The sequence below is a fragment of the Alcanivorax sp. NBRC 101098 genome (assembly GCF_001010505.1).
GTDB classification, from domain to species: domain Bacteria; phylum Pseudomonadota; class Gammaproteobacteria; order Pseudomonadales; family Alcanivoracaceae; genus Alcanivorax; species Alcanivorax borkumensis.
Window position 1 is genome coordinate 1,612,297 of the sequence record NZ_AP014613.1, and the last position, 26,729, is coordinate 1,639,025.

The 26,729-nt window shown below is 52.9% G+C and carries 21 protein-coding genes; 4 read left to right on the forward strand and 17 right to left on the reverse strand.

The window, feature by feature from the left end:
* Nucleotides 1–23 precede the first annotated feature (23 nt).
* The 6 genes from AS19_RS07345 to AS19_RS07370 form a co-directional block, all read right to left on the reverse strand.
* Complete coding sequence (locus tag AS19_RS07345; protein WP_041704951.1) at nt 24–788, reverse strand: hypothetical protein; 765 nt, start codon at nt 786–788, stop codon at nt 24–26.
* Nucleotides 789–881: 93 nt separating this feature from the next.
* On the reverse strand, nt 882–1,682 hold the full coding sequence (locus AS19_RS07350) for a hypothetical protein (protein WP_011588701.1): 801 nt from the start codon (nt 1,680–1,682) through the stop codon (nt 882–884).
* Between the two features lie 412 nt (nt 1,683–2,094).
* Entirely contained in the window at nt 2,095–2,481 is a 387-nt protein-coding gene (locus AS19_RS07355) for a YkvA family protein (RefSeq protein WP_011588702.1), read from the reverse strand.
* A complete protein-coding gene (locus tag AS19_RS07360; RefSeq protein WP_011588703.1) occupies nt 2,471–3,253 on the reverse strand; it encodes a ParA family protein in 783 nt (260 codons plus the stop codon). The genes AS19_RS07355 and AS19_RS07360 overlap by 11 nt, the downstream gene beginning before the upstream one ends.
* Before the next feature lie 620 nt (nt 3,254–3,873).
* Entirely contained in the window at nt 3,874–5,238 is a 1,365-nt protein-coding gene (gene gorA, locus AS19_RS07365; protein WP_011588704.1) for a glutathione-disulfide reductase, read from the reverse strand.
* A gap of 88 nt (nt 5,239–5,326) precedes the next feature.
* A complete protein-coding gene (locus AS19_RS07370) occupies nt 5,327–6,901 on the reverse strand; it encodes an FMN-binding glutamate synthase family protein (protein WP_011588705.1) in 1,575 nt (524 codons plus the stop codon).
* A gap of 266 nt (nt 6,902–7,167) precedes the next feature.
* On the opposite strand from AS19_RS07370, the gene AS19_RS14285 reads away from it, so the two are divergent.
* The gene (locus tag AS19_RS14285) at nt 7,168–7,818 is read left to right on the forward strand and encodes a lytic transglycosylase domain-containing protein (RefSeq protein WP_011588706.1); all 651 of its coding nucleotides are present in this window, start codon (nt 7,168–7,170) and stop codon (nt 7,816–7,818) included.
* A 177-nt stretch (nt 7,819–7,995) separates the two neighbouring features.
* Here the strand turns inward: AS19_RS14285 and AS19_RS07380 are convergent, their stop codons facing one another.
* Entirely contained in the window at nt 7,996–8,292 is a 297-nt protein-coding gene (locus AS19_RS07380; RefSeq protein WP_011588707.1) for a Rieske 2Fe-2S domain-containing protein, read from the reverse strand.
* A 149-nt stretch (nt 8,293–8,441) separates the two neighbouring features.
* Complete coding sequence (gene ppsA / locus AS19_RS07385) at nt 8,442–10,814, reverse strand: phosphoenolpyruvate synthase (RefSeq protein WP_011588708.1); 2,373 nt, start codon at nt 10,812–10,814, stop codon at nt 8,442–8,444.
* 524 nt (nt 10,815–11,338) lie between these two features.
* Here ppsA and AS19_RS07390 point away from each other — a divergent pair.
* Nucleotides 11,339–12,157, forward strand: a complete 819-nt coding sequence (locus AS19_RS07390) for a pyruvate, water dikinase regulatory protein (RefSeq protein ID WP_011588709.1) — start codon at nt 11,339–11,341, stop codon at nt 12,155–12,157.
* A 404-nt stretch (nt 12,158–12,561) separates the two neighbouring features.
* Here the strand turns inward: AS19_RS07390 and AS19_RS07395 are convergent, their stop codons facing one another.
* The 6 genes from AS19_RS07395 to AS19_RS07420 all read right to left on the reverse strand — a co-directional run bounded on the left by AS19_RS07395 (nt 12,562) and on the right by AS19_RS07420 (nt 21,077).
* The gene (locus AS19_RS07395) at nt 12,562–14,046 is read right to left on the reverse strand and encodes a bifunctional 2-methylcitrate dehydratase/aconitate hydratase (RefSeq protein WP_035460366.1); all 1,485 of its coding nucleotides are present in this window, start codon (nt 14,044–14,046) and stop codon (nt 12,562–12,564) included.
* Between the two features lie 146 nt (nt 14,047–14,192).
* The gene (prpF, locus tag AS19_RS07400) at nt 14,193–15,371 is read right to left on the reverse strand and encodes a 2-methylaconitate cis-trans isomerase PrpF (protein ID WP_011588711.1); all 1,179 of its coding nucleotides are present in this window, start codon (nt 15,369–15,371) and stop codon (nt 14,193–14,195) included.
* A gap of 146 nt (nt 15,372–15,517) precedes the next feature.
* Nucleotides 15,518–18,109, reverse strand: a complete 2,592-nt coding sequence (gene acnD / locus AS19_RS07405; protein ID WP_011588712.1) for a Fe/S-dependent 2-methylisocitrate dehydratase AcnD — start codon at nt 18,107–18,109, stop codon at nt 15,518–15,520.
* Nucleotides 18,110–18,230: 121 nt separating this feature from the next.
* The gene (gene prpC, locus AS19_RS07410) at nt 18,231–19,376 is read right to left on the reverse strand and encodes a 2-methylcitrate synthase (protein WP_035460365.1); all 1,146 of its coding nucleotides are present in this window, start codon (nt 19,374–19,376) and stop codon (nt 18,231–18,233) included.
* Nucleotides 19,377–19,478: 102 nt separating this feature from the next.
* Nucleotides 19,479–20,369, reverse strand: a complete 891-nt coding sequence (gene prpB, locus AS19_RS07415) for a methylisocitrate lyase (protein WP_011588714.1) — start codon at nt 20,367–20,369, stop codon at nt 19,479–19,481.
* A 9-nt stretch (nt 20,370–20,378) separates the two neighbouring features.
* Nucleotides 20,379–21,077: a GntR family transcriptional regulator gene (locus tag AS19_RS07420; protein ID WP_011588715.1), complete on the reverse strand. Its 699-nt coding sequence runs from the start codon at nt 21,075–21,077 to the stop codon at nt 20,379–20,381.
* 500 nt (nt 21,078–21,577) lie between these two features.
* Here AS19_RS07420 and AS19_RS07425 point away from each other — a divergent pair, with 500 nt between their 5' ends.
* Nucleotides 21,578–22,714: an anthranilate synthase component I family protein gene (locus AS19_RS07425; protein WP_011588716.1), complete on the forward strand. Its 1,137-nt coding sequence runs from the start codon at nt 21,578–21,580 to the stop codon at nt 22,712–22,714.
* Nucleotides 22,715–22,787: 73 nt separating this feature from the next.
* Here AS19_RS07425 and thrH read toward each other — a convergent pair whose 3' ends face one another.
* From thrH to AS19_RS07440, 3 genes are all read right to left on the reverse strand, one after another.
* Nucleotides 22,788–23,405, reverse strand: coding sequence for a bifunctional phosphoserine phosphatase/homoserine phosphotransferase ThrH (gene thrH, locus AS19_RS07430; protein ID WP_011588717.1), 618 nt, complete (start codon nt 23,403–23,405; stop codon nt 22,788–22,790).
* A gap of 171 nt (nt 23,406–23,576) precedes the next feature.
* A complete protein-coding gene (gene cysB / locus AS19_RS07435; RefSeq protein WP_011588718.1) occupies nt 23,577–24,554 on the reverse strand; it encodes an HTH-type transcriptional regulator CysB in 978 nt (325 codons plus the stop codon).
* A gap of 206 nt (nt 24,555–24,760) precedes the next feature.
* Complete coding sequence (locus tag AS19_RS07440; protein WP_011588719.1) at nt 24,761–25,681, reverse strand: 5'-nucleotidase; 921 nt, start codon at nt 25,679–25,681, stop codon at nt 24,761–24,763.
* A gap of 315 nt (nt 25,682–25,996) precedes the next feature.
* Between AS19_RS07440 and AS19_RS07445 the strand changes: the two genes are divergently transcribed.
* Nucleotides 25,997–26,614 (forward strand): hypothetical protein, encoded by a 618-nt coding sequence (locus tag AS19_RS07445; protein ID WP_011588720.1) that lies wholly within the window; start codon nt 25,997–25,999, stop codon nt 26,612–26,614.
* Nucleotides 26,615–26,729 lie beyond the last annotated feature (115 nt).

Below are 26,729 nucleotides of genomic sequence, written 5' to 3' on the forward strand. Positions count from 1 at the left end.
CAGGTGATAAATCACAGCAGCGGTTATGGCTGAGCCAGCAGTTCGCTCACGTGTTCAGCCATTTGTGTCGCGTAGCGATAAAAAAGGTAAGGAATTTTCTGCGTATTCGGGTCATCCATACCGGGAATGGATTTACGCACAAAGGCCCAACGCTGATCGATAAATGCTAGCACTTCACGGGCCTTTTCATCGCCAGCATATTTGCCTTGCAACTCATCCAAGATCTCATCAATAGCGAGAGCTTGCGCAGCAAAATCCATAGACGGCAACCCTGTGCCCGTTTTCAGGCCCGCTGAGGGAAATGCTGCCAGCGCAGCATATTCACTAGCCAAGCGCTGCATGGCCACAGATAGCTCGCTGATATCCTGATAACGATCGTCCCCTGTCGGCTCTGCGTTGTTCACCAATGAGTCCACCGCCAAGGTGGTCGTATTGATTTCGCTCATGGCACGGTAATCTGCGTATCCCAGTGAGGCCAACGGATTATCCAATGCTCGTTTGCTAAGCGCTGTCCAGGATGCCTGGAGCTGTGCCACGGTTTCCTTTTGTTCAGGCGTCGCTTGCAACGCAAGCGCGTCCAGATGCTGCCGGCCATCCGCCAACAGCGCCTTGAGTGCTTCGCGATCCTCTGGGTTATCTCCGCGTATGGAAAGCATGTGAAACCCCATACGAACCCGCCAAGCATCCGCCTGAACCTGCGCCAACTCTGTGGCGGACATTGCTGCCTGGGTTCCCGCTGACACCAGAAACAATGCCGCGACTAGGCTATGCCGAATTTTTTTCTTCACTCCGTACTCCCCCGTCAGATTGTGAAGCGCCATTCTTAAAGACAAAACCCCCGCATAAATGCGAGGGTTTACAACACTGCCGCACTTAGCACCTTATTCAACAGGCCCAAAACTGGGCTTTTCTATTTCTACATCGGTTGACGCCAGATTGATCGCTTGGCTCATGGTCTCGACCATTTGATTCGTGTAACGGTAAATGAGATAAGGCACCGCGTTCTCATAAAACTTGACCATAGATTCGCGAATAAACATCCATTTCACGCCAGTCTGATTAAGAGCGCGACTAAGGGCTTCATCGTCTGCATGATTTTTTTTGGCTGCTGCCAACATACCTTCGAAATTAGGAACCGCATCCTTGAATTCGATACGATTGACATCAGCACCAGAGGCCATGCCCCCGCCCGGATCCGCTGCCACATTGAGATATTCTGAGGTCATCCTCTGCAGGTAAGCCGAAAGTGCACGAACATCATCGTATTCGCCTTCTGTCGCCCCGCTGAATGACTCAATGCGTTGGCTCATTTCTGCCGCCGTTTCGTTCACATCTTGAATCGTGTAAGTACGGGTAAACCCTTGCTCAGCCATGGTGTTGCCCTGAGCTGCAGGTTTGAAAATATCCCAGTGGCGCGTAAGGTCAGCAACCAATTTGCGCTCTTCGCTACCTTCCGCGTCCCTGCGCAGGGTATCCATTCCCGATTGAGCTCGGGTAATGGCACCGTCAAGATTTGAAATATAGGTTTTGCTGCCCGCCATCACGGTCAACATGTGAAAATCGGAACGTACTTTCCACAGCGCCAACTCAAAATCCTCGAGTGTCGCATTGCTAATGGCTGCAAGCCCTTGCATTGGCAGCAATACCATCGCAATGAGAGACCCCAGAAGACGCTTTCTCATAGCTGCTCCCTAATAATCACTATTGTTGTTAGTCAGTTATTATGACGTTATTCAGTTAGCAGACCAGCCCATCTCCTGACCTACACCACAAAACAATAGCATATAAAGTAGCAAAAAATAGGCGCCCGCGACTAATAGCCACAACGGGTTGAACGGTTGAGCAAGTGATAGCCCCCACGGCTATGGAAGCTCAATAAGGTGAGGCAACAGCCGTTCAGTAGGGAATAGGGTGCATCCATTGAAAAACACAGAACCGCGGCGCCGACCAGTCTGGAAGATCCGCAGGGCACGGCCTAAAGCACCCGCAATGCGCATCGCCTATGGAAAGTAATATGGAAAGTGATTTTGATTGCCAATAACGACAATCCTGCCACGTACCCCTCTATAGAAACGCGGCGTCTGAGAAAAGGCGCTAACGTTCTTGCTCATTGCGCCATTGCTGATAACGCTCTAGATCACTACGAGTGAGCGTCAACGCTCGCGATATCACCGCGACGTCATCCATTAGCCCCAGCGCAACAACCAGATCGGGAATTGCATCCAACGGCATCAAGAAATAAACCAGCGCCGCAGCAATCGTCAGCAAGCTGCCCCAGGGAACATTCTTGTACCGGCCTGTCACCCAGTCACGCAGTAAGGAGGCCAACAAAATCAGGTCACTGAAGGTCTCTCCCAGTCGCCCCTTAAGCCGATCTGAGCGATTAAATACCGCCTGAACGAGCCAGCGGGTCGCCGTGGCAGAACGAAGAATCCGCCCGGCCCTACGCCGGGCCTCCAGTCGAAAGGGGTTAACTGGCACTGATTTCCCGGAATAACGCCCGATATTCTTCGGTAAGCTTATGGCGTGGCTGCATGTTCACTAATGGCGTAGCTTGCTCGTGGGATTCGCGCATCACCACACTACTCGATAGCTTGTTAGTGAGGATCGGCAAGCCTTCTTCTTCAAGTGATGCGACCAACTCTTGGGGCAAGCGGGCGCGGGGCTGATATTGATTGACCACGATTCCCTCTACCTGAAGTTCGTCATTATGGTCTTCACGCGCTTCCTGAATATTTTCCAGCAAGGTGTACAGGGCTTTACGAGAAAAAGCATCGCAATCGAACGGAATCAACACCCTGTCCACAGCAATCAGCGAAGAAAGAGTATAGAAGTTATAGGCTGGCGGCGTATCGACAAAAATCTCGTCATAATCTTTTGACAAGGTCTTCAGCAAGCCGCGCAATTTATAGATTTTGTGCTTGGATTCGAGCATGTGCTCGATTTCTCCCAGCTCACCATCCGAGGGCAGCACAAACAGATTCTCGAACGGGGTAGCGTGTACGTAATCGCGAGGATCTTTTTCTTTTAGGCGAAACGACAGGGTTTGCGCAAAGAAGGTGCCGATATTGGGTTTCGGACCATGACCATCGCTGTACGCTTCCATGCCCAATAAATATTGGCTGGCGTTGCACTGTGGATCCAGATCGACAACTAGGGTGCGCTTGCCTTCCGACGCGCTGATGGCGGCAAGGTTGACGGTAATGCTGGATTTCCCCACGCCCCCTTTCTGATTGAACACCACTCTACGCATTCCTTGTTCTCCTTAAACAGCAGGTATCGGCGTTGTCGAATCATACACAGCCTGCAAAGCCACTCACAGTACCAAAGTGACCGCTTTACACTGCGGCGAAGACTGTCCACAGAAACTGTGGATAACTTGGTTAATAACCATTGGGCGGAACTCGCAAACCGTTATCACCCACGCGCAAGTTACAGTTCGATTAAAAAACACTCAAAACAAACGTGACTACACCCCACACGACAAATGTATTTGCTTTGCCTCACCGGGTGCCATGAATATCGTTAACAGTAAACACGATATTCCACCTCGATGCTCTCGTTGCTTTAAAGGCTGAAGGCTCGCTCTCATTTCAGTCAGAACGATTCAGCCTCGAACGTCACAGACACAAGGCGCCCCCTATATCCGACTCCCCTATGGGGCGAAATGCATAAATACATCGGTCTGAACTTTTTACTGACATGCGACTAAAAGCCGGTATTGCTTAGCTATCGCTATTCGATACCGGATGGCCATCAGCGGCCGGGGAAACCAGCAACGTGCCAGTAGCCACCGACGGCATTCCAATAGCGCTGACACGCCGTTGAATAATCACCCTGGGTTTTCGTAGATTGAGCTAGCGGCGTCACTAGTCAGGCCGTAATACGCACGCCCTGGCGTAAAGTCACCAACTCCTCAGCGGCAGTGGGGTGAATTCCCACGGTGGCATCAAAATCCGCCTTAGTGGCTCCCATCTTAATGGCCACAGCAAAGCCCTGGGTAATTTCTGCAGAGTCTTCGCCGGCCATATGCAGGCCAAGTACCTTGTCGGTCGTATCGTCCACAATCAACTTGATCAGTGAGCGTGCGTGTTTGTCACCCAGCGTGTACCGCATGGGCCGGAACGCACTCTTGTAGACGCGCACCGCAGGCACCTGGGCCAACGCTTGCTCCTGCGTCATGCCCACCGTACCGATATTCGGGTGACTGAACACGGCGGTGGCAATATTATGGTAATCCATGGTCGCTTCCGGCTTTTGTTGCCCATAAAGTTGAGCGGCCAGCCACATGCCTTCCGCCAATGCCACCGGCGTCAACTGCACTCGATCAATGACATCACCAAGCGCATACAAGCCTGGCACACTGGTAGCAAAACCCTCATCTACCTTGATGGCCCCGGCGTCAGTCATTGCCGGAGCAGCACCTTCGGCAAACAGATCATCCAGCTTGGGTATACGACCGGTGGCATAGAACACTTCATCAAACACCCCACGCTCACCATTTTTATAGGTAACGCGCTTCTCTCCCTCGCTGTTCTCAATGCTGGCGATGTCTGCATTGAACTTCAGCGTGACGCCCTGCTCTTCCATCTGCTCGGCAATAAAGCCGCGAATGTCGTCATCAAAACCGCGCAGGAACAGATCGCCACGGTAGACTTGAGTGACCTTACAGCCCAAGCCATGCAAGATGCCGGCAAATTCAGTGGCGATATAGCCCCCGCCCACCACGGCAACATGCTTGGGAAGTGTGTCGAGATAGAACAGATCATCGGAAATACGCACATGCTCACGGCCGGGAAAATCTGGAACGAAAGGCTTGCCACCCACGGCCACAACGATATGGCGAGCCGATAGCGTTATCTCACCGACTGAGACCTTGCCCTCACCCAGCACTTGCCCGTGGCCTTCAAAAATCGTCACCCCAGCCTGGTTCAGAATGCGCTGATAAATACTGTTTAACCGGCTAATTTCCCGGCTTTTGTTGTCGCGTAATGTGGCCCAGTCAAAATCCCACCCTTTTACGCTATAGCCATAATCTTCCGCCAAGGCAAACTCCTGCGGAAAATGGCTACCGTAAGAGAACAATTTTTTAGGGACGCATCCCACATTTACACAGGTCCCACCAAAGAAGCGTTCCTCAATAATAGCCACGTTAGCGCCATGGGATGCTGCCATCCGCGCTGCACGCACGCCGCCTGAACCGGCACCAATTACAACAAGATCAAATTCTGTGGTCACTGAATACTCCTTCGTGTTTTATTCATTGTGACAGCTGTCGCAATCAGCACCAACGCAACCGCTTGATCTCTCTTATAGCCACGGGCAATTACGGGCCGGTGCCGATGCCCTGCCAACGCATAAAAGGCTGCTTTTCACTGGGCCGCCCTTCACGCAGATAAATGCCAGGTTCGACCGGCGGCCACAAACGGTCCAACGGGATGGATTCACCGTTACTGCTGAGCATACGCGCATGATAGCGGCGTAACTCGCGTGGTTCGGTGACGCCACAGGAGTGAGCAATGGTTTCCACTTCCTTAACCAGATTGTTATGGAAATGCGCCACGCGCAGGGATTTCTCTGCTGGTATCAGACCTCTCTGTAGCCGTGGATTATGCGTTGTGACACCGGTGGGGCAAGTATTACGGTTGCACTGGAGCGCTTGAACACAGCCCAGCGCGAACATGTAACCCCGAGCAGACACACAGAAATCCGCCCCTACGGCTATCGCCCAGGCCACCATGCTGGGAGTAATCAGTTTGCCTGAAGCAATAATACGAATACGATCCGTTAGCCCATAACCATCGCGCAAATCTACCAGCAACGGTAAGGATTCAGCTAAGTACAACCCTACGTCATCCATCAAGGACATAGGTGCCGCGCCAGTGCCGCCATCGCCACTATCAATGGTGATAAAATCAGGGGCAGATTCCATCCCCCGCTCATGAATGGCCAGAAACAAGTCTTCCACCCATGACCAGGCGCCAAGCACACACTTTATACCCGTAGGCTTGCCGCTGACTTTGCGCACATGGGCAATCAAATCCAGCAAATCATCCGCGCTGTTCACCCCCGGCTGACCATTGGGGCTGATAGAAGCCTGCCCGGCAGGAATGCCACGGATAGCGGCAATCTCTTGGGTCACTTTATCGGCGGGCAAAATGCCCCCCTTACCGGGCTTGGCACCTTGGCTGAGTTTGATCTCAATCATTTTCACCTGTTGCCGAGCGGCAATGGCAGCTAAGCGCTCGTCATCCAGCTTTCCGTCAGCATCTCGTACACCATAACGGGCGGTGCCAACCTGAAAAACCACATCACAACCGCCTTCTAGATGATAGGGGGATAATCCGCCCTCCCCTGTATTCATCCAGCAATGAGCAATGGCGGCCCCATGAGACAATGCCTGCACCGCTGGGCGCGACAAGGCACCAAAGCTCATCCCTGACACATTAAAGAAACTGGGCGCCGCATAGGGTTGGTCGCAGTGGGGGCCAATCATCAGCGGCAGGGTTTTAGCGGCGTTTTTTTCCAACGTCGGATATGGACAATTCATAAAAATGACTCGCCCAGCACCAATTTGCTTAGTAGAGCCAAACGCCATGGTATTACTCAAGTCTTTTGAGGCCCGATATACCCAGGTACGTTGCGCCCGGTTGAAAGGTAGCTCCTCGCGATCCATCGCGAAAAAGTACTGACGGAAAAATTCGCCAAGAGTCTCAAAAAAATAGCGAAAACGCCCTATGAGCGGATAATTTCTGCGAATGGCGTGACGTTTTTGAAAGAACCGGTCCTGCAACCAAAACCCTGCTGCAACCAATATAACCAACAAGGTGAGGAGCAAAAAAATCAGCTCCAGCCAGGCGATGGCGTTGTTCATCCACGGTTCCAGATACTCAGGAAACATTTGCTCTCCTTGTCAGCAAGACGGCGCCGGCACAGAACTGTGCGTTGACGCACTTGGGACACAACCAGCCAATAGTATGATGCCCGCCCAGAATTTTGCTACGTTTAGCGGCCAGTGCGGTCAATTCGTCTGATGCTGGCCAGAAAGAAAAAAGAATGACGTTATCATGGGGTAACGTTAAGACGGATAGATAGAAAACAAAAAATAACGGTGTTCGTGGTGCCCTTCAAGCATTCCGACGCACCTGAAAAGGGGGACAGGCTTCAATGCGGGTTTTATCCATTAAATCTTGGCTGCCTGGGGCCCTATTGGCAGGCGGCATAATCGCCAGCGACGGTGCGCTTGCCGACAGTATCTATAAATACCGCGCCGCGGATGGCACGATTCTGTTCACTGACCAGGCTCAGGGACAGGTCGGCCCGCAATACACCTTCCTATCGGTGCGTAAAGGCTGGAGCGATATCCCGCGTGTACTCTCCAATGCCCAGCGTGACCAGTACGACACCCTGATCACCCAAGCAGCCACTCGCTTTCGCGTAGAACCAGCACTGGTCAAGGCGGTTATCCATGCAGAGTCACTATTCAACCGCAATGCCATTTCTCGGGTTGGCGCTCAAGGCCTTATGCAACTGATGCCAGAAACCGCCGCTTATTTGAAGGTCAACAACCCCTTTGACCCCAGGGCTAATATTGCCGGCGGCACCCAATTCATTGCTTACCTAAAAGGCAAGTTTTCCGAGCTCGATCACATCCTGGCCGCCTACAACGCCGGTGAAGGCAATGTGCGACGCTATGGTGGCATTCCGCCGTTCAAGGAAACCCAAGCCTACGTGAAGAAAGTGAAGCAGTTGCGCCTGCGCTATGCCCACCAGTTCGTGGCCCAGCAGGGGGACGAAACGGTGTTTGCATCTCGATAGGCGGCCTGGCCATCGCAATGTCTCAAGCACGATTTTTGGCTAACAGCCCCCCCTTGCTCGATTACGCCTTTCAGGCTAATCCGACCATACAAAATGCAACAGACCTGAGTTTAATTATTACGACGTAGGCCTGATTAATCTAAAAATCGACAAATCATACAGCCACGGGAACGCCACTTAGACCTCTACCCCTAACCACTGCCCATCGTAATCAATTCGAAATGATTCCAGTTGATAGGCCGCCGTCTCACACTTGCCACTGCGCAGAGAAAACGTCAGCCCGTGTCCTGGGCAACGCAACTGTTCATTTATCACCGTACAACGATCCAGAGGAAAATCCGCGTGGGGGCAACGTCGCTGCATTAACCAGGTTCGCCCGTCCTCATGAATCAACAGCAGCTCTTTACGGCCCAGCTTCACTGGCATTCGCAAACCATCATAAAGATCTATTATTTTGATCAATCGATGAAACATCGGCCCCTCTCAACACACAGAATTAAACCCCTACGCGGTGTCAGCGTGGCTGCGGCAAAACACCCAACGCTCAGCAACCCACAACGTAAAAAGCCCGCTTTCGCGGGCTTTTTACTGTGCTGCGTCATGGCCAGCCGGTCAAGCAGGCATTAGTTACCGTGCTTCTCGGCCAAATAGAACCAAGTATCCAGTACCGAATCCGGGTTAAGGGATACAGACGAGATGCCCTGCTCCATCAACCATTTGGCCAGATCCGGATGATCTGACGGCCCCTGGCCGCAAATACCAATGTACTTGCCCTGCTCATTACAGGCATCAATGGCCATCTTCAGCAGCTTCTTGACCGCCGGATCGCGCTCATCAAACAAATGGCTAACAATGCCGGAGTCACGATCCAGCCCCAGAGTTAGCTGCGTGAGATCGTTTGAACCTATGGAGAAGCCATCGAAGTGCTGGAGGAACTCATCAGCCAACAAGGCGTTGGTCGGCAACTCGCACATCATAATGACGCGCAAGCCATTTTCACCGCGCTTAAGGCCATTTTGACCAAGCAAGTCGATAACCTGCTCCGCTTCGCCCACTGTACGCACGAATGGCACCATGAGTTCCACATTGGTAAAGCCCATTTCATCACGGACTTTCTTCATGGCCCGGCATTCAAGCTCGAAACAATCGCGGAAGTTTTCGCTGATGTAACGGCTAGCGCCGCGGAAGCCTAGCATCGGGTTCTCTTCTTCAGGCTCGTACAGCTTGCCGCCGATCAGGTTCGCGTATTCATTGGACTTGAAGTCCGACAGACGCACGATCACCTTCTCCGGGTGGAAAGCCGCTGCCAGCGTAGACACGCCCTCAACCAATTTTTCCACATAGAAATCTACCGGATCACCGTAACCCGCAGTGCGTTTGTCGACGTTTTGCTTAACATCGTTGGGCATGGAATCGTAATTCAGCAACGCTTTCGGGTGCACACCGATCATGCGGTTGATAATGAATTCAAGACGAGCAAGGCCCACACCCTGGTTCGGTAAACCAGCGAAATCAAAGGCACGATCCGGATTGCCCACGTTCATCATGATCTTGAACGGTAATGAGGGCATAGATTCGATGGAGTTTCGCTGAATATCAAACGCCAGCTGGCCTTCATAAATCTTGCCGGTATCCCCTTCTGCACAGGAGGCTGTTACTTCCTGGCCATCTTTTAGAAGCTCGGTAGCATCGCCACAACCCACGATGGCCGGCACACCCAGTTCACGGGCGATAATCGCCGCGTGGCAAGTACGCCCACCACGGTTGGTAATAATAGCCGCAGCGCGCTTCATCACCGGTTCCCAATCCGGGTCGGTCATATCGGTTACCAGCACATCGCCAGGCTGGACCTTATCCATTTCCTTGATGCTGGTAACAATGCGCACTTTACCCGCGCCGATGCGCTGGCCAATGGAGCGCCCTTCAACCAGCACTTTACCGGTCTGCTTAAGCAGGTAGCGTTCCATAACGTTCACATCGGAACGGCTTTTCACGGTTTCCGGACGCGCCTGAACGATATACAGCTTGCCATCGTCGCCATCCAGCGCCCATTCGATATCCATGGGCATGCCGTAGTGTTTTTCGATTTCGATCGCCTGGCGGGACAAATCCTCGATTTGTTCATCAGTCAGGCAATAGCGGATGCGATCGTCTTTGTCCACATCCACGATTTTAACGGACTTGCCCGCGCTGCCTTCGGCACCGTAAATCATTTTCTGCATCTTGCTGCCCAAATTGCGGCGTAGCACAGCAGGTTTTTTGTTCAGCAAGGTTTTCTTGTGAACGTAGAATTCGTCCGGGTTAACCGCACCCTGCACGACCATTTCACCTAAGCCGTAGGACGCGGTAATGAACACTACATCCTTGAAGCCGGATTCGGTGTCCATGGAGAACATCACACCCGCAGCGCCCGTTTCGGAACGCACCATGCGCTGCACACCGGCAGACAGAGCAACGAGCTTATGATCAAAACCCTGGTGAACGCGGTAGCTGATGGCGCGGTCGTTAAACAATGAGGCGAAAACCTCTTTAACCGCAATCATGACGCTGTCTACGCCACGAATATTCAAGAAGGTTTCCTGCTGGCCGGCAAAAGACGCATCGGGCAGATCTTCCGCGGTCGCTGAAGAGCGCACGGCCACTGGCAGGTCTGCGTTGCCTTCGCCAATCTGGGCGTACGCATCACGAATCGCCTTGTCCAGCTCAGGCTGGAACGGAGCATCAACTACCCACTGGCGGATCTCTTCACCCGTCTTTGCCAGTGCGACCACGTCTTCAACGTCCAGCGCAGACAACGCTTCGTTGATTTTCTGGGTCAGGTTGTTGTGCTCAAGAAACTCACGGAAGGCTTCAGCGGTAGTGGCAAAGCCGCCTGGAACGGAGACACCCGCTGCCGACAGATTGCTGATCATTTCACCTAAGGATGCGTTCTTGCCACCTACGTGCTCAACGTCATCTTTTCCCAGGTCCTGAAACCAGACTACATATTCCGCCAAGGTCGTCTCCTTTTACGTATTACCGGTTGGTTTGTTAGCCAAAGCAGGTCGGCACACCTTGTGCCGATAACGCCTGAATGCAGGCGCAGCACAAGGTGCCGGCTCAAATCGAGCGGACATTCTACTCAAAACCACGGCAGTTTGCCTGCCCCCTCTTTCAGATTTACACGGTATTTGGGTAGGAGTTGGGTCAATACTCTGTCCAGACCATTGGCACACACCGTTACGGAGCGCTATCTCTTTGAAAATAAAGAAAACTATTGCTCTGCTAGAATTGTCAGGCAGCGAGTATGACTCGCGCCCTATCCAGACGACCCATGGCGACTTAGACGTCTGTCAAATCAGCCAACACTGTCAGATAGCACTGGCCGCACGCCAACTCAGCGTCTAGACTGGATCCATTCAAAACAAAGACTTACCCTCTGCAGGAGCGGCGCTTAAGTCATGAACATCACACTTTCCACGACCAGCCCCTAACCGGGCAGAGGCGCTCCGCTCCTACGGTAAAAGAAACGGCAAACACAATGAAACGAACCGCTTTTTACCTTTCCGATGGTACCGGTATCACCGCAGAAACCTTGGGTCACAGCATGCTTAGCCAATTCGGCAGCATCGAATTTATTCAGGTGACTCTGCCTTTCGTCCAATCCGATGAGCAAACTCGTGAAGCGGTGGCTCGTATCAACAAAGCCGCAAAAGAAGATGGCGCTAAGCCAGTAGTGTTTTCCACGCTGGTAAACACTGATCACCGCGCCATACTGCACGGCTGTGACGCCCTGATTCTCGACTTGTTTGGCGCCTTCCTACGGCCCCTTGAAGACGAGCTTGGGGTGCGTTCCAGTCACAAAATCAACCAAAGCCACGCCATTCGCGATGCAGAGTCTTATCGCATCCGCATTAACGCGGTGCATTTCGCCCTGGATAATGACGACGGTGCACGCACTCGGCATTATGACCAGGCCGACATCATCCTCATCGGCGTTTCGCGCTCCGGCAAAACCCCGACATGCCTTTACCTAGCGTTGCAATTCGGCCTGTTCACCGCCAACTACCCGCTCACCGAAGATGATTTCGACGACCTGCGCCTCCCCAAAGCTCTGATGGAGCACAAGCATAAACTGTTCGGCCTCACCATCGATGCCGACCGCCTGAGCGCCATCCGTAGCGAGCGCAAAGCCGGTAGCAAATATGCCTCTCCGCGTCAGTGTGATATGGAATTACGAGCACTGGAAGCCATGTACAACAAGCATAATATTCCCTATTTGGATGCAACGGAGCTTTCGATCGAGGAAATTAGTACGCGGGTATTGGCGATGAAGGGGCTGAAGCGGCGGCTGCAGTAGTCAGTCCCGCCGTGGGCAGCGGGCCTGCAAGCGATACATTACGATGATAGCCCTCATAAACTGCTAGCATATTAGTGGCGGCAGCCCCTCTGCGCCGACACCAGATTTTCATTACCCATGGGGTGGTGAGCTCTTCTAGGCGTCAGCCATACTATGATCTCGCCCTAACAAATATCGGTTGCCGAACTCCACAGTGCTGTTTCACCCGCTGAGTGAGCCTCTCTGAATGCAGATATACCCGTATGCTTATGTTTAAAGGGGCGGGTCATACCTTATTGAGATGCCTCCCTTCTGCAAAGCGCCCCTGCCACCCAATAAATTTTGCTTACACGCAAGCCGCTGTAATAGCGGCGTTGTAGCGCGGTAAAAGGGGGCACGCCGCGAGCGGCACAGCTACTCGGCGGTTATAACGCTAAGATGTTCATGAATTCATGCACCGATTTTGTTGTCAGCCGCTCACGGCTCTTACAGGTATCCAGAATGCGGTTCGCTCGTGTTGGCGGGAAGCAGGTCAAAACATTCTGGTGAAACTTGCTCATTAAGTCAGGGATACTCTCCTCCCTGCGGCGGCGGTGACCGATAGGATATTCTATGGAAACTACTTCTGTTTGGGTTCCGTCCTTGAAAAAAATCTGAATGGCATTGGCAATGGAGCGTTTAGCCGGGTTCAGGTAATCGCGAGTGTAATCAGCACTTTCAATGATCTGCATTTTGTCCCGAAGCGTATCAATCATCGGGTTATTGGCATGAAAAACGTCTTCGTAGTACTCAGCGCTGAGATCGCCCATGATCAACGCAACGGCGATCATGTATTGCAAGCAATGGTCCCGGTCCGCGGGGTTCGCTAATGGCCCTTGTTTGGAAATGATTCGAATTGCAGATTCATGGGTAGTCACCTCAATTCGCTCAATATCATTCAAGCGCTCTTTTACCTTCGGATGAAGCAATACCGCCGCTTCGCAGGCTGTTTGGGCGTGGAATTCCGCCGGAAAGCGAACCTTGAAAAGAATATTTTCCATTACGTAGCAACCGTAATCACGCTGCAAACGGAACTGGCGCGTCTCGCGTGGTTTGATTGCCTGATCTTTGTTGCTCTTGCTGAACAACACATCATAAAAACCCCACTGGGGGGCGGTTAGGGCGCCGGGTATGCCCATTTCATCACGTAAGGCGATATCAGCAAGGCGCACAGCTCGGCTAGTGGCGTCCCCAGCAGCCCATGATTTGCGTGATCCCGCATTCGGAGCATGGCGATACGTTCGCAGCGCCTGGCCATCGACCCAAGCATGGGAGACAGCAGAAAGCATTTGCTCTCGGTTAGCGCCCATCAGGTATGACACCACCGCCGTGGACGCAACCTTCACCAACAATACATGATCCAGCCCAACGCGATTGAACGAATTCTCAAGTGCCAACACCCCTTGAATCTCATGGGCCTTGATCATAGATTCAAGCACCACGCCCATGGTTAAAGGCGGTCGGCCCTCAGCAACCCGTTTTTGGGATAGATAGTCCGCCACAGCGAGAATTGCGCCAATATTGTCCGAAGGGTGCCCCCACTCAGCGGCAAGCCAAGTGTCGTTGTAATCCAGCCAGCGCACCATGCAACCTATGTCCCAGGCGGCTTTAACCGGATCCAAGCGGTAAGGTGTACCAGGCACACGCGCACCATGAGGCACTATTGTGCCCTGCACTATCGGCCCAAGGTGTTTGGTACATTCTGGAAAACGCAAGGCCAGCAACCCACAGCCAAGGGTATCTAGCAAACAGATATGAGCAGTTTGCCAAGCTTCGGCGGAGACCACCTGATAATCACGGACATAGTCCACAATAGCCTGAATTTCCTGATCGTAATCGGGTCGTAGATTCTGGTCGGTATTGCTGGGCATGTAGAAGCCTCCCCTCAATGGGTTGGCGTTTAGAGTCGCCCTACAGGTGGCACAGGGTCAAGGGTTGGTTGGCATGAAAAGGGCGCTATACGATTAAACAGGCGAATATGAATAGGCATCCATATCCGCCATGCCGTCAATGCTAACTAGATACTGTCACCGGGAATTCGGACATTGCCTTCCATCAGCACACGCGCACTACGGCTCATGCTGGCTTTAGTGGCGGTCCACTGACCATTCACTTGTTTAGCCCCTGCCCCAACCCGCAATGTACCGGAGGGGTGGCCGAAGGTAACGCTATCGCGCTCACCGCCGCCGGCTGCCAGGTTCACCAATGTACCGGGTACTGCGGAGGCACAGGCGATGGCCACGGCTGCGGTACCCATCATGGCATGATGCAACTTGCCCATGGACAAGGCTCTAACCAGCAGATCGATATCCCCTTCTTCAATTTGCTTGCCGCTGGAGGAGGAGTAGCTCTTGGGCTTGGAGACAAACGCTATTTTCGGGGTATGCTGGCGTGCCTCGGCTTCTTCTATATTGTCGATGAGGCCCATACGTTTAGCGCCGTAGGCGCGAATGGTCTCAAAGGTTTGCAGCGCTTCCCTATTTTCGTTGATGTCACCCTGCAGCTCGGTACCGTTGTACCCGATATCTTCGGCGTTAACGAAAACCGTCGGGATACCGGCGTTGATCATGGTCGCCGCAAAGGTTCCTACACCTGGAACTTCAAGCTCATCAACCACATTACCGGTGGGGAACATGGCGCCCTCCCCGTCTGCCGGATCCATGAAGTCCACTTTTACTTCAGCCGCGGGGAAAGTCACACCGTCCAGCTCAAAATCACCGGTTTCCTGTACTTCGCCATTGGTAACGGGAACATGGGCAACAATCGTTTTCTGAATGTTAACCTGCCAAATACGCACTTCGGCAATACCGTTTTCCGGTATCCGATCCGCTGCAACCAAGCCGTTGCTAATGGCAAAAGACCCCACTGCCGCGGTCAGGTTGCCACAGTTGCCACTCCAATCCACAAAGGGCTTATCGATGGAAACCTGACCAAACAGGTAATCCACGTCGTGGTCCGCTTTTTCGCTTTTGGCCAGAATCACCGATTTACTGGTGCTGGAGGTCGCGCCCCCCATACCATCGGTGTGCTTGCCATAAGGATCGGGACTACCGATCACCCGTAACAGGATTTTGTCGCGCACATCTCCAGCAACCTGTGCCGCTTCGGGCAGGTCTTTCAGGCTGAAAAAAACACCTTTACTGGTGCCCCCGCGCATGTAGGTGGCGGGGATTTTTATCTGTGGTGCGTGAGGCATAGTTTTGCTCCTTCAAAAAACCCCGGAGCTAAACAGCCGGGGTTTGAGAATTTATCGGCCGTTAGGGCGCTTACTATGGCCAACCTGGCCCTTGCTTAAGGGGCTGGTTGGCTGACAGACAAACGTCTACTGGCAAGGGCGGCGAATCAGCCTGCTTCTTCCATAAATTCATTTGCGAATTTCTGTAGGATGCCACCCGCGCAATACACGGACACTTCTTCTGCCGTATCCAAACGGCAGAGCACAGGGATACGCTCAACGTCACCGTTAGCGCGGTGCATGATCAGCGTCAACTTGGCGCGGGGCGCCGGCGTCCCTTCCACATCAAAGGTTTCGGTGCCGTCAATGTTAAGGGTGTTGCGAGTAGTACCTTCTTCAAACTGCAAAGGCATCACACCCATACCGATCAAGTTAGTGCGGTGAATACGCTCGAAGCCTTCAGCAACGATGGCTTCCACCCCGGCTAACGCCACCCCTTTAGCCGCCCAATCACGGGACGAGCCTTGACCGTAATCGGCGCCTGCGATGATGATCAGCGGCTGCTTACGCGCCATGTAGGTTTCAATGGCTTCCCACATGCGTTTCACTTCCCCTTCTGGCTCAACCCGAGCCAGGGAGCCCTGAATCACATTGCCATCTTCATCCTTGACCATTTCATTGAACAATTTCGGGTTAGCCAGCGTGGCCCGTTGTGCCGTTAGGTGATCACCACGGTGAGTCGCGTAGGAATTGAAGTCCTCTTCCGGCAAGCCCATTTTGTCTAGGTAAGCACCGGCTGCGCTGTCCAGCAGGATCGCGTTGGATGGCGACAGATGGTCCGTAGTGATGTTGTCCGGCAACACAGCCAATGGACGCATGCCTTTCAGCGCACGGGCCTCAGCCATGGTGCCTTCCCAGTAAGGAGGGCGACGAATGTAAGTGGACTGCGGACGCCAATCGTACAGCGGGCTCGCCGCACGTACACCATCGTCCTTCTTCTCAAACATGGGGATGTATGTCTTGCGGAACTGCTCAGGCTTAACCGCCGACTTCACGATGGCATCAATCTCTTCATCCGACGGCCAAATATCCTTAAGCATAATCGGGTTGCCGTCCTGGTCATGGCCCAACACATCCTTTTCAATATCAAAACGGATGGTACCGGCAATGGCATAAGCTACCACTAGCGGCGGTGATGCCAAGAAGGCCTGCTTGGCGTAAGGGTGAATCCGGCCATCAAAGTTACGGTTCCCAGACAACACCGCGGTAGAGTAAAGGTCACGCTCAATCACTTCTTTCTGGATTTTCGGATCCAATGCACCAGACATACCGTTACAGGTAGTACAGGCAAATGCGACAACATCAAAACCTTGTTGCTGCAGCTCAGGCAGCAAACCGGATTCTTCTAGGTACATTTTTACCGTTTTAGAACCGGGGGCCAAGGAGCTTTTCACCCAGGGCTTACGCATCAGACCCAGCCTGTTAGCATTACGTGCCAACAAACCAGCACCAATAATATTGCGCGGGTTGGAGGTGTTAGTGCAGCTAGTGATAGCCGCGATGATCACCGCACCATCAGGCATCAAACCCTCTTCCTGCTTCCACTCCTTGGCGATGCCACGGCTACTCAATTCAGAGACAGGCAGCAGGGAGTGCGGGTTGGACGGGCCAGCCAGGTTACGCCCAACTGAAGCGAGATCGAACGACAGCACGCGCTCGTATTCCACCTCTTTCAGACTGTCGGCCCACAGGCCCGTTTCTTTGGCGAATTTTTCAACCAAGGCAACCTGATCATCTTCACGACCGGTAAGGCGCAAGTAATCGATGGTCTGATCATCGATAAAGAACATGCCGGCAGTGGCGCCGTACTCCGGCGTCATGTTGGCAATGGTGGCACGGTCGCCAACAGACAGGCTGTCCGCACCTTCACCGAAGAATTCAAGATAGGCGCCGACCACGCGCTCTTTACGAAGGAATTCGGTAAGGGCTAACACCAAGTCAGTACCGGTGATACCTGGGTGCAACTTGCCGGTCATTTCCACGCCGACGATATCCGGCAGACGCATCATGGACGGGTTACCCAACATCACATTTTCCGCTTCCAGACCACCCACGCCCACGGAAATCACACCCAGTGCATCCACCATGGGGGTGTGGCTATCGGTGCCCACACAGGTGTCCGGGAAAGCCACACCATCGCGCACTTGCACCACCGGAGACATTTTCTCCAGGTTAATCTGATGCATGATGCCGTTACCCGGCGGAATCACGTCCACGTTATCGAAGGCGGTTTTAGTCCAGTTGATAAAATGGAAACGGTCTTCGTTACGACGCTCTTCCACCGCGCGGTTTTTCTCAAATGCACCTTCTTCAAAACCGGGATGCTCAACGGCCAAGGAGTGATCCACAATAAGCTGAGTCGGCACCACCGGGTTCACCTGGGACGGATCGCCACCTTTCTCGGCGATGGCATCACGCAGGCCGGCCAGGTCTACCAATGCGGTTTGGCCGAGAATGTCGTGGCAGACAACCCGAGCTGGGTACCAAGGAAAATCCAGATCGCGCTTGCGCTCAATTAGTTGCGTCAACGCATCGTTCAGATCAACCGGTGCACAACGGCGCACCAGCTGCTCTGCCAAAATTCGTGAGGTATAGGGAAGTTTTGCATAGGCCCCAGGCTGGATCGCATCGACCGCCGCACGGGTGTCGAAATAGTCCAGCTCTGTGCCGGGAAGGGATTTGCGGTATTCGGTGTTCATAGCCTGGGGATCTCTTGTCTAGGTAAATCTTGGGTAAAACATTCGGCACTCGCGATGCGAGCATGACTTCCCGCAGGAGCCTACTCCTATCGCGGGAAGTCATGCTCGCAAAATGAAGCGCTTAATCTCGCTCTGCGATTGGCGTTACCGGGCGTAGTTCTTCACCGGTATAATCCGCGCTTGGGCGAATGATGCGGTTATCCGCACGCTGCTCCATCACATGGCCAGCCCAACCGGTCAGGCGGCTCATCACGAAGATCGGCGTGAACAGTTTGGTGGGAATGCCCATGAAGAAATAAGCGGAGGCATGGAAGAAATCTGCGTTACAGAACAGTTTTTTCTCGCGCCACATCACCTCTTCACAACGCACCGAGACAGGATAGAGCACAGTGTCGCCCACGTCCTGACTCAACTTTTCCGCCCACTCTTTGATGATGGCGTTACGCGGATCAGATTCAGTGTAGATCGCATGACCAAAGCCCATGATTTTCTCTTTGCGCTTAAGCATGCCCATCATTTCCTGCTCGGCATGATCTGCATCAGAGAACTTTTCAATCATGTCCATGGCCGCTTCGTTAGCGCCGCCATGCAACGGCCCACGCAATGTACCAATGGCACCGGTAATACAGCTGTGGATGTCAGACAAGGTTGACGCACACACACGGGCGGTAAAGGTGGAGGCGTTAAACTCGTGCTCTGCATACAGGATCAAGGACACGTTCATTACGCGCTCATGCAACTCATTGGGCTTCTCACCGCGCAGCATGTGCAGGAAGTGTGCACCAATTGAAGAATCACCGGTGTTTTCGTCGATACGCACACCGTCATGGCTAAAACGGTACCAATAACAAATGATGGACGGGAAACACGCCAGCATACGATCGACGCAAGCTTCCTGGGTCGGGAATACGCCCATCACTGAAGTATCTTCTTGCTCAAGGTTACCCAACATGGAACAACCGGTACGGATAACGTCCATTGGGTGTGCATCTTTCGGAATTTGCTCCAGAACCGTTTTCAGTTCTGCAGGCAGGCTACGCAGACCTTGAAGCTTGGTTTTGTAAGCATCCAGCTCCGCTTGATTTGGCAATTTGCCTTTAAGGATCAGGTACGCCACTTCTTCAAATTCGCAGTTTTCTGCTAAATCCTTAACGTCGTAACCGCGGTAGGTCAGGCCGGAGCCAGAAACGCCCACAGTGGAAAGTGCAGTTTTACCAGCGACCTGACCGCGCAAACCTGCGCCGCCGAGTTTTTTTGCTTCAGCCATGATTTGTCTCCTTGTAAATCTATTTTCAACCGCCTTGGCGGAATCTATGTACTGCAAGAGCCGCATTTGAGCGACTCCTGCAGCAGGTCTTTACGGTGGTTGTTAACCCTTACCCTTGGCAAAGAGTGCGTCCAGTTTCTGCTCGTAATCGTGGTAATTGAGGAAATCGTACAGCTCCATACGTGTCTGCATGATGTCCACCACGTCTTTTTGATGGCCTTGTTCGCGGATGCTCTGATACACCTGCAATGCAGCCTTGTTCATGGCACGGAAAGCACTCAGCGGATACAGCACCATATCCGCGCCTGCCTCGGCCAGCTCTTCACGGCTGAACAGTGGAGTGGCCCCAAATTCAGTAATGTTAGCCAACAACGGCGCATCACCTAGACCTTTCTTGAACGCTTTGTAGTCTTCCAAGGTGTGTACGGCTTCCGCGAAAATACCATCAGCTCCTGCGTCAATACAGGCGCGTGCACGCTCGATCGCCGCTTCCAAACCATCTTTTTGGAAAGCATCAGTTCGGGCAATGATGAAGAAATCATCATCAGTCTTACCATCGACAGCAGCTTTAACCCGGTCGACCATCTCTTCCTGGGAAACAATTTCCTTATTCGGGCGGTGACCGCAGCGTTTCTGGGCGACCTGATCTTCCAAGTGCACAGCGCCAGCACCCGCTTTGATCATTTCTTTCACGGTACGAGAGATATTGAACGCCCCACCCCAACCGGTATCAATGTCTACCAGCAGAGGGGTTTGCACGGCACTGGAGATACGGCGCACGTCTTCCAGCACGTCGTTCATGCTGGTCATGCCCAGATCAGGCATGCCGTAGCTGGCATTGGCCACACCACCACCGGACAGGTAGATAGCGCGATAACCAACCTGTTCCGCCATCATTGCCGCATAGGCATTGATGGTTCCCATAATTTGAAGGGGCTTTTCTTCCGCGAGCGCTTTGCGGAAGCGGCCGCCGGCGGTCAGGTTTGCTGACATGGCGTTCTCCTAGTTATCCGATTTCAAGGTTTCCGCCTTGTGGGCGGCATATTGGTTTTCAATGTTTTTGCGGGCACTGCTGATATGGCGGCGCATCAATAGCTCCGCCATCTCGCCATCGCGGGCCTCAATAGCCTCCACGATACGGCGGTGTTCATTAAGGGCTTTCTGCGGGCGATTCGCTACGGAACTGAATTGGTACCGGTACATGCGCACCAAGTGGTAGAGCTCGCCGATCAGCATCTGGCTGAGGGTGCCATTGTGGCTGCCCTGAATAATGCGGTAGTGGAAGTCCAGGTCGCCTTCACGCTGAAAATAGGCGGTATCTTGCTGCAAGTCTTGCTGTTGCTCATGTTGAGCCAGCACATCGTATAACCCCGCAACTTCTTGCGTTGACATTTGCTCGGCCGCCAAGCGCGCAGCCATGCCTTCCAGAGCTTCACGGACATGGTAGATTTCAATCAGGTCGTCAAAGCTCAGAGACGCGACACGAGTACCCACATGGACAACGCGTTCGAGTAACTTGCGGGATTCAAGACGGCGGATAGCTTCACGGAGCGGGCCACGGCTGACGCCATAACGGCCTGCCAACTCGGTCTCGCTGACCTTGGAACCGGGCGGGATCTCGCCACGCACAATATCATCCTGCAACAGGGAAAAAACCCGGTCAGCCAAGGTGCGTGAGGATTCTGGTACAGCAACAGACATAAAATAGCCCGATTGTTGACAATTTCAACGACCGAGCTGGACTTTACGCCCTCAAAGTAATGACTTCAAGGGCAATTGTTGACAATCGTCTCACCTAAGGCACCACAGTGTAAAAGGATCGTACCACCAGCGATATCATCGACACAGCATTGAACTAGGCCCTACGAAAGGGACACCAATATTCCTTGTTAATCTTCAGTCAGATCACGATTGCTATTATCGAGCGCACCCGCCGCTAGCCTCAGCAACAAAACGGTAGTGGCACACTTCGTATTGGCAAAGTGCAGATAATAAAACCCGCGGGCTGGCTATTTTGCGCATTGCTCTTGCCGGCGATGAACACACCACGACCTGCCTTGAAGAGGCCGGTAATCACGACACCAAAACGAGGCGACCATGGCGGCCTGTGTTCTGCGGTATAACCGTTACTCATTAGCAACAAGAATGGGCATCGTTGCATTACGCGGGTAGACTAGCGCCTCATTTTACTCTGGCAGCTCATGACTTACCCTTGCGTTTTTCAATCTGAAGGTAGCTTACGCTGGCTCGGTGAGCCGGATGCGGTATTGAGCGCCCAGTCATTGTCACAATTGCATGAGCTACGAGCCAACATAGAATACGCGCTAGCAAACGAATACTGTTTCGTTGCAGGCATACTGCCCTATGAAGTAGGGTCCGCATTACACGGATTACCTTGCGCCCCCTTTACTGCCTGGGCATACCTGTATAAAGACGCTCCCAGCCAGAACACACCTAACGCCGCTCTCGTCAGCACACCGACCGGCGCAGAAAACTTTGCCCTGGAGTCGGCATTTAAGCCGGAACAAACGCAACAAGCCTATTTGGCCAGCCTGTCACGGATCCAAGCCTATCTGCGCGCTGGCGACTGCTACCAGGTCAACTTAGCCCAGCGTTTTTCTACCCATTTCAGCGGCTCCACTCTCAGCGCTTGGCTTGGCTTACAACAGGCCCACCCCGCCCCACATAGCTGCTATTTCCAAACGGATGACGGCAACAGTGTATTCGGGGTTTCACCGGAGCGTTTTCTTTCCATCAGGAATCGACAGGTAGTGGCGGAGCCTATCAAGGGCTCTCGCCCGCGAGGCGCTAACCCTGAAGAAGATGGTCGGCTGGCGGCTGAGTTAAGAGCCAACCCCAAAGACCTGGCCGAGAATCTGATGATAGTGGATCTGCTACGCAATGATCTGGGGCTCAGCTGTGAATCGGGCAGCATCCAGGCTTCGCCACTATTTGAATTACGCCAGTTCAGCAATGTACAACACCTTGTCAGCACCATCACCGGCACCCTGAAAGCCGACATCACGCCGCTGGAGGCTCTATTCCGTGCCTTTCCTGGGGGGTCGATTACCGGGGCTCCCAAGCAACGAGCCATGGAAATCATCACCGAACTTGAGCCTGTCGCCCGTGGAGCCTATTGCGGTAGTTTCTTCTGGATGGACGATCAAGAGAACCTGGACAGCAACATCCTGATTCGCACTATGCAAACTGACGGAGATCGGATCTACTGCCATGGCGGCGGCGGAATCGTATTTGATTCAGACCCCTTAGCAGAATACGAGGAAAGTCTGTTCAAGGTGGAAAAGCTGATGCGGGCTCTTGAGGAAAGATTTCTTTAAGTGCCACTTCGTGCAGCGCGTGCTACGCAACACGCCAAATTTATTGGCCTGTTGCGTACAGCCTGCCACAACGTTACAGCGAAATATCGCGTTCGCTGGCCTTAATGATCTCTTTCTTCAAGTCTTCGTAGCTATGCACTGCAGGGAACTGCGGAAATTCGGCGATCACGTTATCCGGCGCATGGAACAAGATGCCCTGCTCAGCTTCCCCTAACATGGTGGTGTCGTTATAGGAGTCGCCGGCTGAAATTACCCGGTAATTCAGGCTGTGCAAGGCGATCACGGACGCTCGCTTCGGGTCTTTCTGGCGCAGTTTATAATCGGTAATGCGACCTTTTTCGTCCACTTCCAGACGATGGCAGAACAATGTCGGCCAGCCCAATTTCTTCATTAACGGCTTGGCAAACTCGTAGAAAGTGTCCGACAAGATGATCAGCTGGAAATTCTCACGGGCCCACTCAACAAACTCTTTAGCCCCGTCCATCGGGTCCAAGGTATCGATCACCGCCTGAATGTCGGGCAGGCCATAGCCATGCTCGTCCAGAATTTTCAGGCGCATACGCATGAGTTCGTCATAGTCCGGGATATCCCGGGTGGTGGCACGCAGCTCATCGATGCCGGTTTTTTCAGCGAAGTTAATCCAGATTTCAGGGATCAACACCCCTTCAAGGTCCAGGCACAACAATTCCACGGTGTTTCCCCTTTGGATAAGTTAAGGCGCGCACAATGTAGCGGCGCCCCCGCCGCTTTGCAACGGGGAAGCAGGTTTGGGTGTCATGCCCGTTGTGCTGGTGAGAAACCAATGCTTTGTCAATACAATCGCTTTCCACTGGGAGGAAAACCAGACGGCGCCATTAGGCCGCTAGCGAATAGGTAGCTCTATACTTTCAAATAACATTTCCCGCTCTTCCCGATTAGGAGCCTTGATAGCCGCATCCACTCGCTCCCGGGTCAAATGAGGAGCGAAGGCTTCTAAAAAGTCGTACATAAAACCGCGCAGAAATGTGCCTTTACGAAAGCCGATTCGGGTGGTGCTAGGCTCAAACAGGTGACTAGCATCCAGTGCGATCAACCCTTTGTCTTCCACTGGGTCGACTGCCATGTGCGCAATAATCCCCACCCCCATTCCCAGGCGAACATAGGTCTTTATCACATCAGCATCAGCGGCAGTGAAAACCACTTTGGGATCCAGCCCTTTATCAACAAAAGCGTCATCAAGCTTACTGCGACCGGTGAAACCAAATACATAGGTCACAAGGGGATAATCAGCTAGCGCCTCTAGCGTTAAAGGCTTTGTTGCTTCTGCCAGAGGGTGCCCTTGCGGCACTACTACGGTCCGGTTCCAGCGGTAACAGGGCATCATGATCAGGTCAGAGAACAAATCCAAGGCTTCCGTAGCAATGGCGAAATCCACACTACCGTTAGCGGCCATTTCGGAAATCTGCATGGGAGTGCCCTGATGCATGTGTAGCGATACATCAGGGAAAAGGCCAGTAAAATGACGAATAACGGGCGGCAAAGCATAGCGAGCCTGAGTATGTGTCGTGGCAATACTTAGCTCACCCCGGGATTCATCACGAAACTCCTGAGATACCCGGCGAATAGACTCCGTCTGCTGCAGGATTTCACCGGCAATCTGAAGAATAGCCTGCCCGGCGGGAGTAATATGGGTAAGGTGTTTCCCGCTACGAGCAAAAACCTCCACACCCAGTTCATCTTCCAACATACGGATTTGTTTACTGATACCGGGCTGCGAAGTATAAAGCGCCGCTGCGGTGGCTGACACATTCAGGTCATGGCGGGCCACTTCCCAGATGTAGCGTAGTTGTTGCAGTTTCATCCCTGTCTCCGCATTAAATCCGCAATTAGTTATAAAAATATAATCTATTATTCATTCAGCGCATAGCCAACCGTGTTTGGTAAGGCCATCTCGCACTATGCCTGAGGCCAAGGCTAAACAGAAAATGATCACCCTGCTCAAGCTGCCACTCCTGCTTATTGTTAACGCTGTCGACTTCAAACGACCTATACAACGGTAATTCTCGTTCAATCCTGCGACGGCCCCTTCTTTGTATTGGAGATGCCATGGGGCACGTGACCTGCGGCCACATGTTCAGAAGCAGATTCACAATGCCCCTGCTGATCATCAAAAAACACGTCGGCACCGAAAGCCCGCAGGAATTCACCTTTAGATAATCCGCCCAAGAACAGACTTTCATCCAAGCGTATATCCCAATCGCGCAAGGTGCGCACCACACGTTCATGGGCAGGCGCACCACGAGCCGTAACCAAAGCCGTGCGAATGGGACACCCCGCCACCGGGAAGCTGTTCTGTAACTGATGTAGCGCCGCCAGAAACGGCTTAAAAGGCCCTCCATTCATAGGTTTTCTAGCCGCTTGCCGTTCATTCTCTGTAAATGCCGCTAGCCCGTCGCTCTGAAAAATTTGCTCCGACTCATCAGAAAACAACACCGCATCGCCGTCGAAGGCGATGCGCAAAATGCCATCCGGGCGCTGACACTGCCCCCCCGACAGAATCGTCGCCGCCGCATAACCGGCTTCCAGCACCTGTTGCACATCTCCCGGGTCCGTCGACAAAAACAAATGAGCACCAAATGCAGAGACATAACGATGAGGGCTTTCACCACTAGCAAATGCCGCACGGGTAATTGGTAGGCCATAGTGGGCAATGGAGTTAAACACCCGCAGCCCCGTATCCGAGCTATTACGCGATAACAAGATTACCTCGACCCGCCCTTTACCCTGCTCCAGCTCATTGATCGCCAACAATTTTTTTACCAACGGAAAGGCATCACCAGGCTCCAGCAAGTCGTCTTCATGCTGAACCTGGTAGTCCTGAAAGGCTTCTAGGCCTTCTTCAAGGTAAACCCGGTGGCTGTCTGAAAGATTGAACAGGGCCCGTGAGCTAATCGCGATGACCAATTTGCCATCGAACGTTACTGGCATAATTCCTGTCTCGGTCGTTGTTATAGGCTTCAGTATCCAGCCCTGCCAAACAAACCGCAACGCCAAGAGCCGACACTGCCTCGGCAAGTACGACATTCACCTAACAAGAAGGTAAAGGTAACGGATCAAGATAAAATAAATCCCCAGCTACCGGCACCCGTTTGTTCCTCAGGCATCCTCTAATTGATCAATGGTTGTTCAACGTTCATATGTGGCATAAAGTTGCAACAGCAAGTGCGTTGATCTGAGCCAGCGCTCATTAAGAGCCCGTTGGTCATTAACGAAACAATCCGTAGTGGAAAAAGGGAGTCATCCATGGCTGCTAGCAAGGTGAAAGATACTGTCGAGGAACTTCAGGCTCAGATTCGCAAGCTGGCTGAGCGCTTCGACAAGGAACGCGAAAAACAGATCGCACAACTGGAAAAGCAACTAGAGAAAGTGCGTGAAAGCCTCAATCAGCAACTGAAGCGCCAGCGCGAGTATTTCGCCAAGCTGGAAAAACTCCAAGCTGAGTACAGAGAAAAAGCCACTACCACCATAAAACGTCAGCTTGATCGCGCCCGCAAGACCGCTGACGACACGCGCAAACAGGTGGACGATTCCGAAGCTCGCAAACGGGTGCTGGAAACGGAAGTTAAAGTTCTCAAGGCCACAGCCAAGCAAGCGCACAGCCTAGCTCGCGTGATCGGCCAGTATGAAAAAGATTTGGAAAAACGCGCCAAAGAGATCCAACGCAAGGTAGCTCCCAAGAAAGCCACAGCAAAAAAAGCCCCGGCCAAGAAAGCTCCGGCCAAGAAAAAGGCCGCTGCCAAGAAAGCACCCGCTAAAAAGGCCGCAACCAAAAAAGCTCCGGCCAAAAAGAAAGCGGCAGCCAAAAAAGCCCCTACAAAGAAAGCCGCAGCCAAGAAAGCTCCGGCCAAAAAAGACGTTTAAATAGGCTTTGAACCGACCATGAAAAAACTGCCCTTGGGCGGTTTTTTCATGCTTGCTAGAAGTCGATAAGGACGCTCCCTTAGCATAAGGCCGACAAGCCTCATCAACACTCAAC

What these genes read in the sequence shown, in the direction of transcription:
- AS19_RS07350 (WP_011588701.1), bottom strand. Translation starts at nt 1,682, where the DNA reads ATGAGAAAGCGTCTTCTGGGGTCTCTCATTGCGATGGTATTGCTGCCA.
- AS19_RS07360 (WP_011588703.1), bottom strand. Translation starts at nt 3,253, where the DNA reads ATGCGTAGAGTGGTGTTCAATCAGAAAGGGGGCGTGGGGAAATCCAGC.
- AS19_RS07370 (WP_011588705.1), bottom strand. Translation starts at nt 6,901, where the DNA reads ATGTTTCCTGAGTATCTGGAACCGTGGATGAACAACGCCATCGCCTGG.
- AS19_RS14285 (WP_011588706.1), top strand. Translation starts at nt 7,168, where the DNA reads ATGCGGGTTTTATCCATTAAATCTTGGCTGCCTGGGGCCCTATTGGCA.
- AS19_RS07380 (WP_011588707.1), bottom strand. Translation starts at nt 8,292, where the DNA reads ATGTTTCATCGATTGATCAAAATAATAGATCTTTATGATGGTTTGCGA.
- AS19_RS07390 (WP_011588709.1), top strand. Translation starts at nt 11,339, where the DNA reads ATGAAACGAACCGCTTTTTACCTTTCCGATGGTACCGGTATCACCGCA.
- AS19_RS07395 (WP_035460366.1), bottom strand. Translation starts at nt 14,046, where the DNA reads ATGCCCAGCAATACCGACCAGAATCTACGACCCGATTACGATCAGGAA.
- prpF (WP_011588711.1), bottom strand. Translation starts at nt 15,371, where the DNA reads ATGCCTCACGCACCACAGATAAAAATCCCCGCCACCTACATGCGCGGG.
- acnD (WP_011588712.1), bottom strand. Translation starts at nt 18,109, where the DNA reads ATGAACACCGAATACCGCAAATCCCTTCCCGGCACAGAGCTGGACTAT.
- prpC (WP_035460365.1), bottom strand. Translation starts at nt 19,376, where the DNA reads ATGGCTGAAGCAAAAAAACTCGGCGGCGCAGGTTTGCGCGGTCAGGTC.
- prpB (WP_011588714.1), bottom strand. Translation starts at nt 20,369, where the DNA reads ATGTCAGCAAACCTGACCGCCGGCGGCCGCTTCCGCAAAGCGCTCGCG.
- AS19_RS07420 (WP_011588715.1), bottom strand. Translation starts at nt 21,077, where the DNA reads ATGTCTGTTGCTGTACCAGAATCCTCACGCACCTTGGCTGACCGGGTT.
- AS19_RS07425 (WP_011588716.1), top strand. Translation starts at nt 21,578, where the DNA reads ATGACTTACCCTTGCGTTTTTCAATCTGAAGGTAGCTTACGCTGGCTC.
- cysB (WP_011588718.1), bottom strand. Translation starts at nt 24,554, where the DNA reads ATGAAACTGCAACAACTACGCTACATCTGGGAAGTGGCCCGCCATGAC.
- AS19_RS07440 (WP_011588719.1), bottom strand. Translation starts at nt 25,681, where the DNA reads ATGCCAGTAACGTTCGATGGCAAATTGGTCATCGCGATTAGCTCACGG.
- AS19_RS07445 (WP_011588720.1), top strand. Translation starts at nt 25,997, where the DNA reads ATGGCTGCTAGCAAGGTGAAAGATACTGTCGAGGAACTTCAGGCTCAG.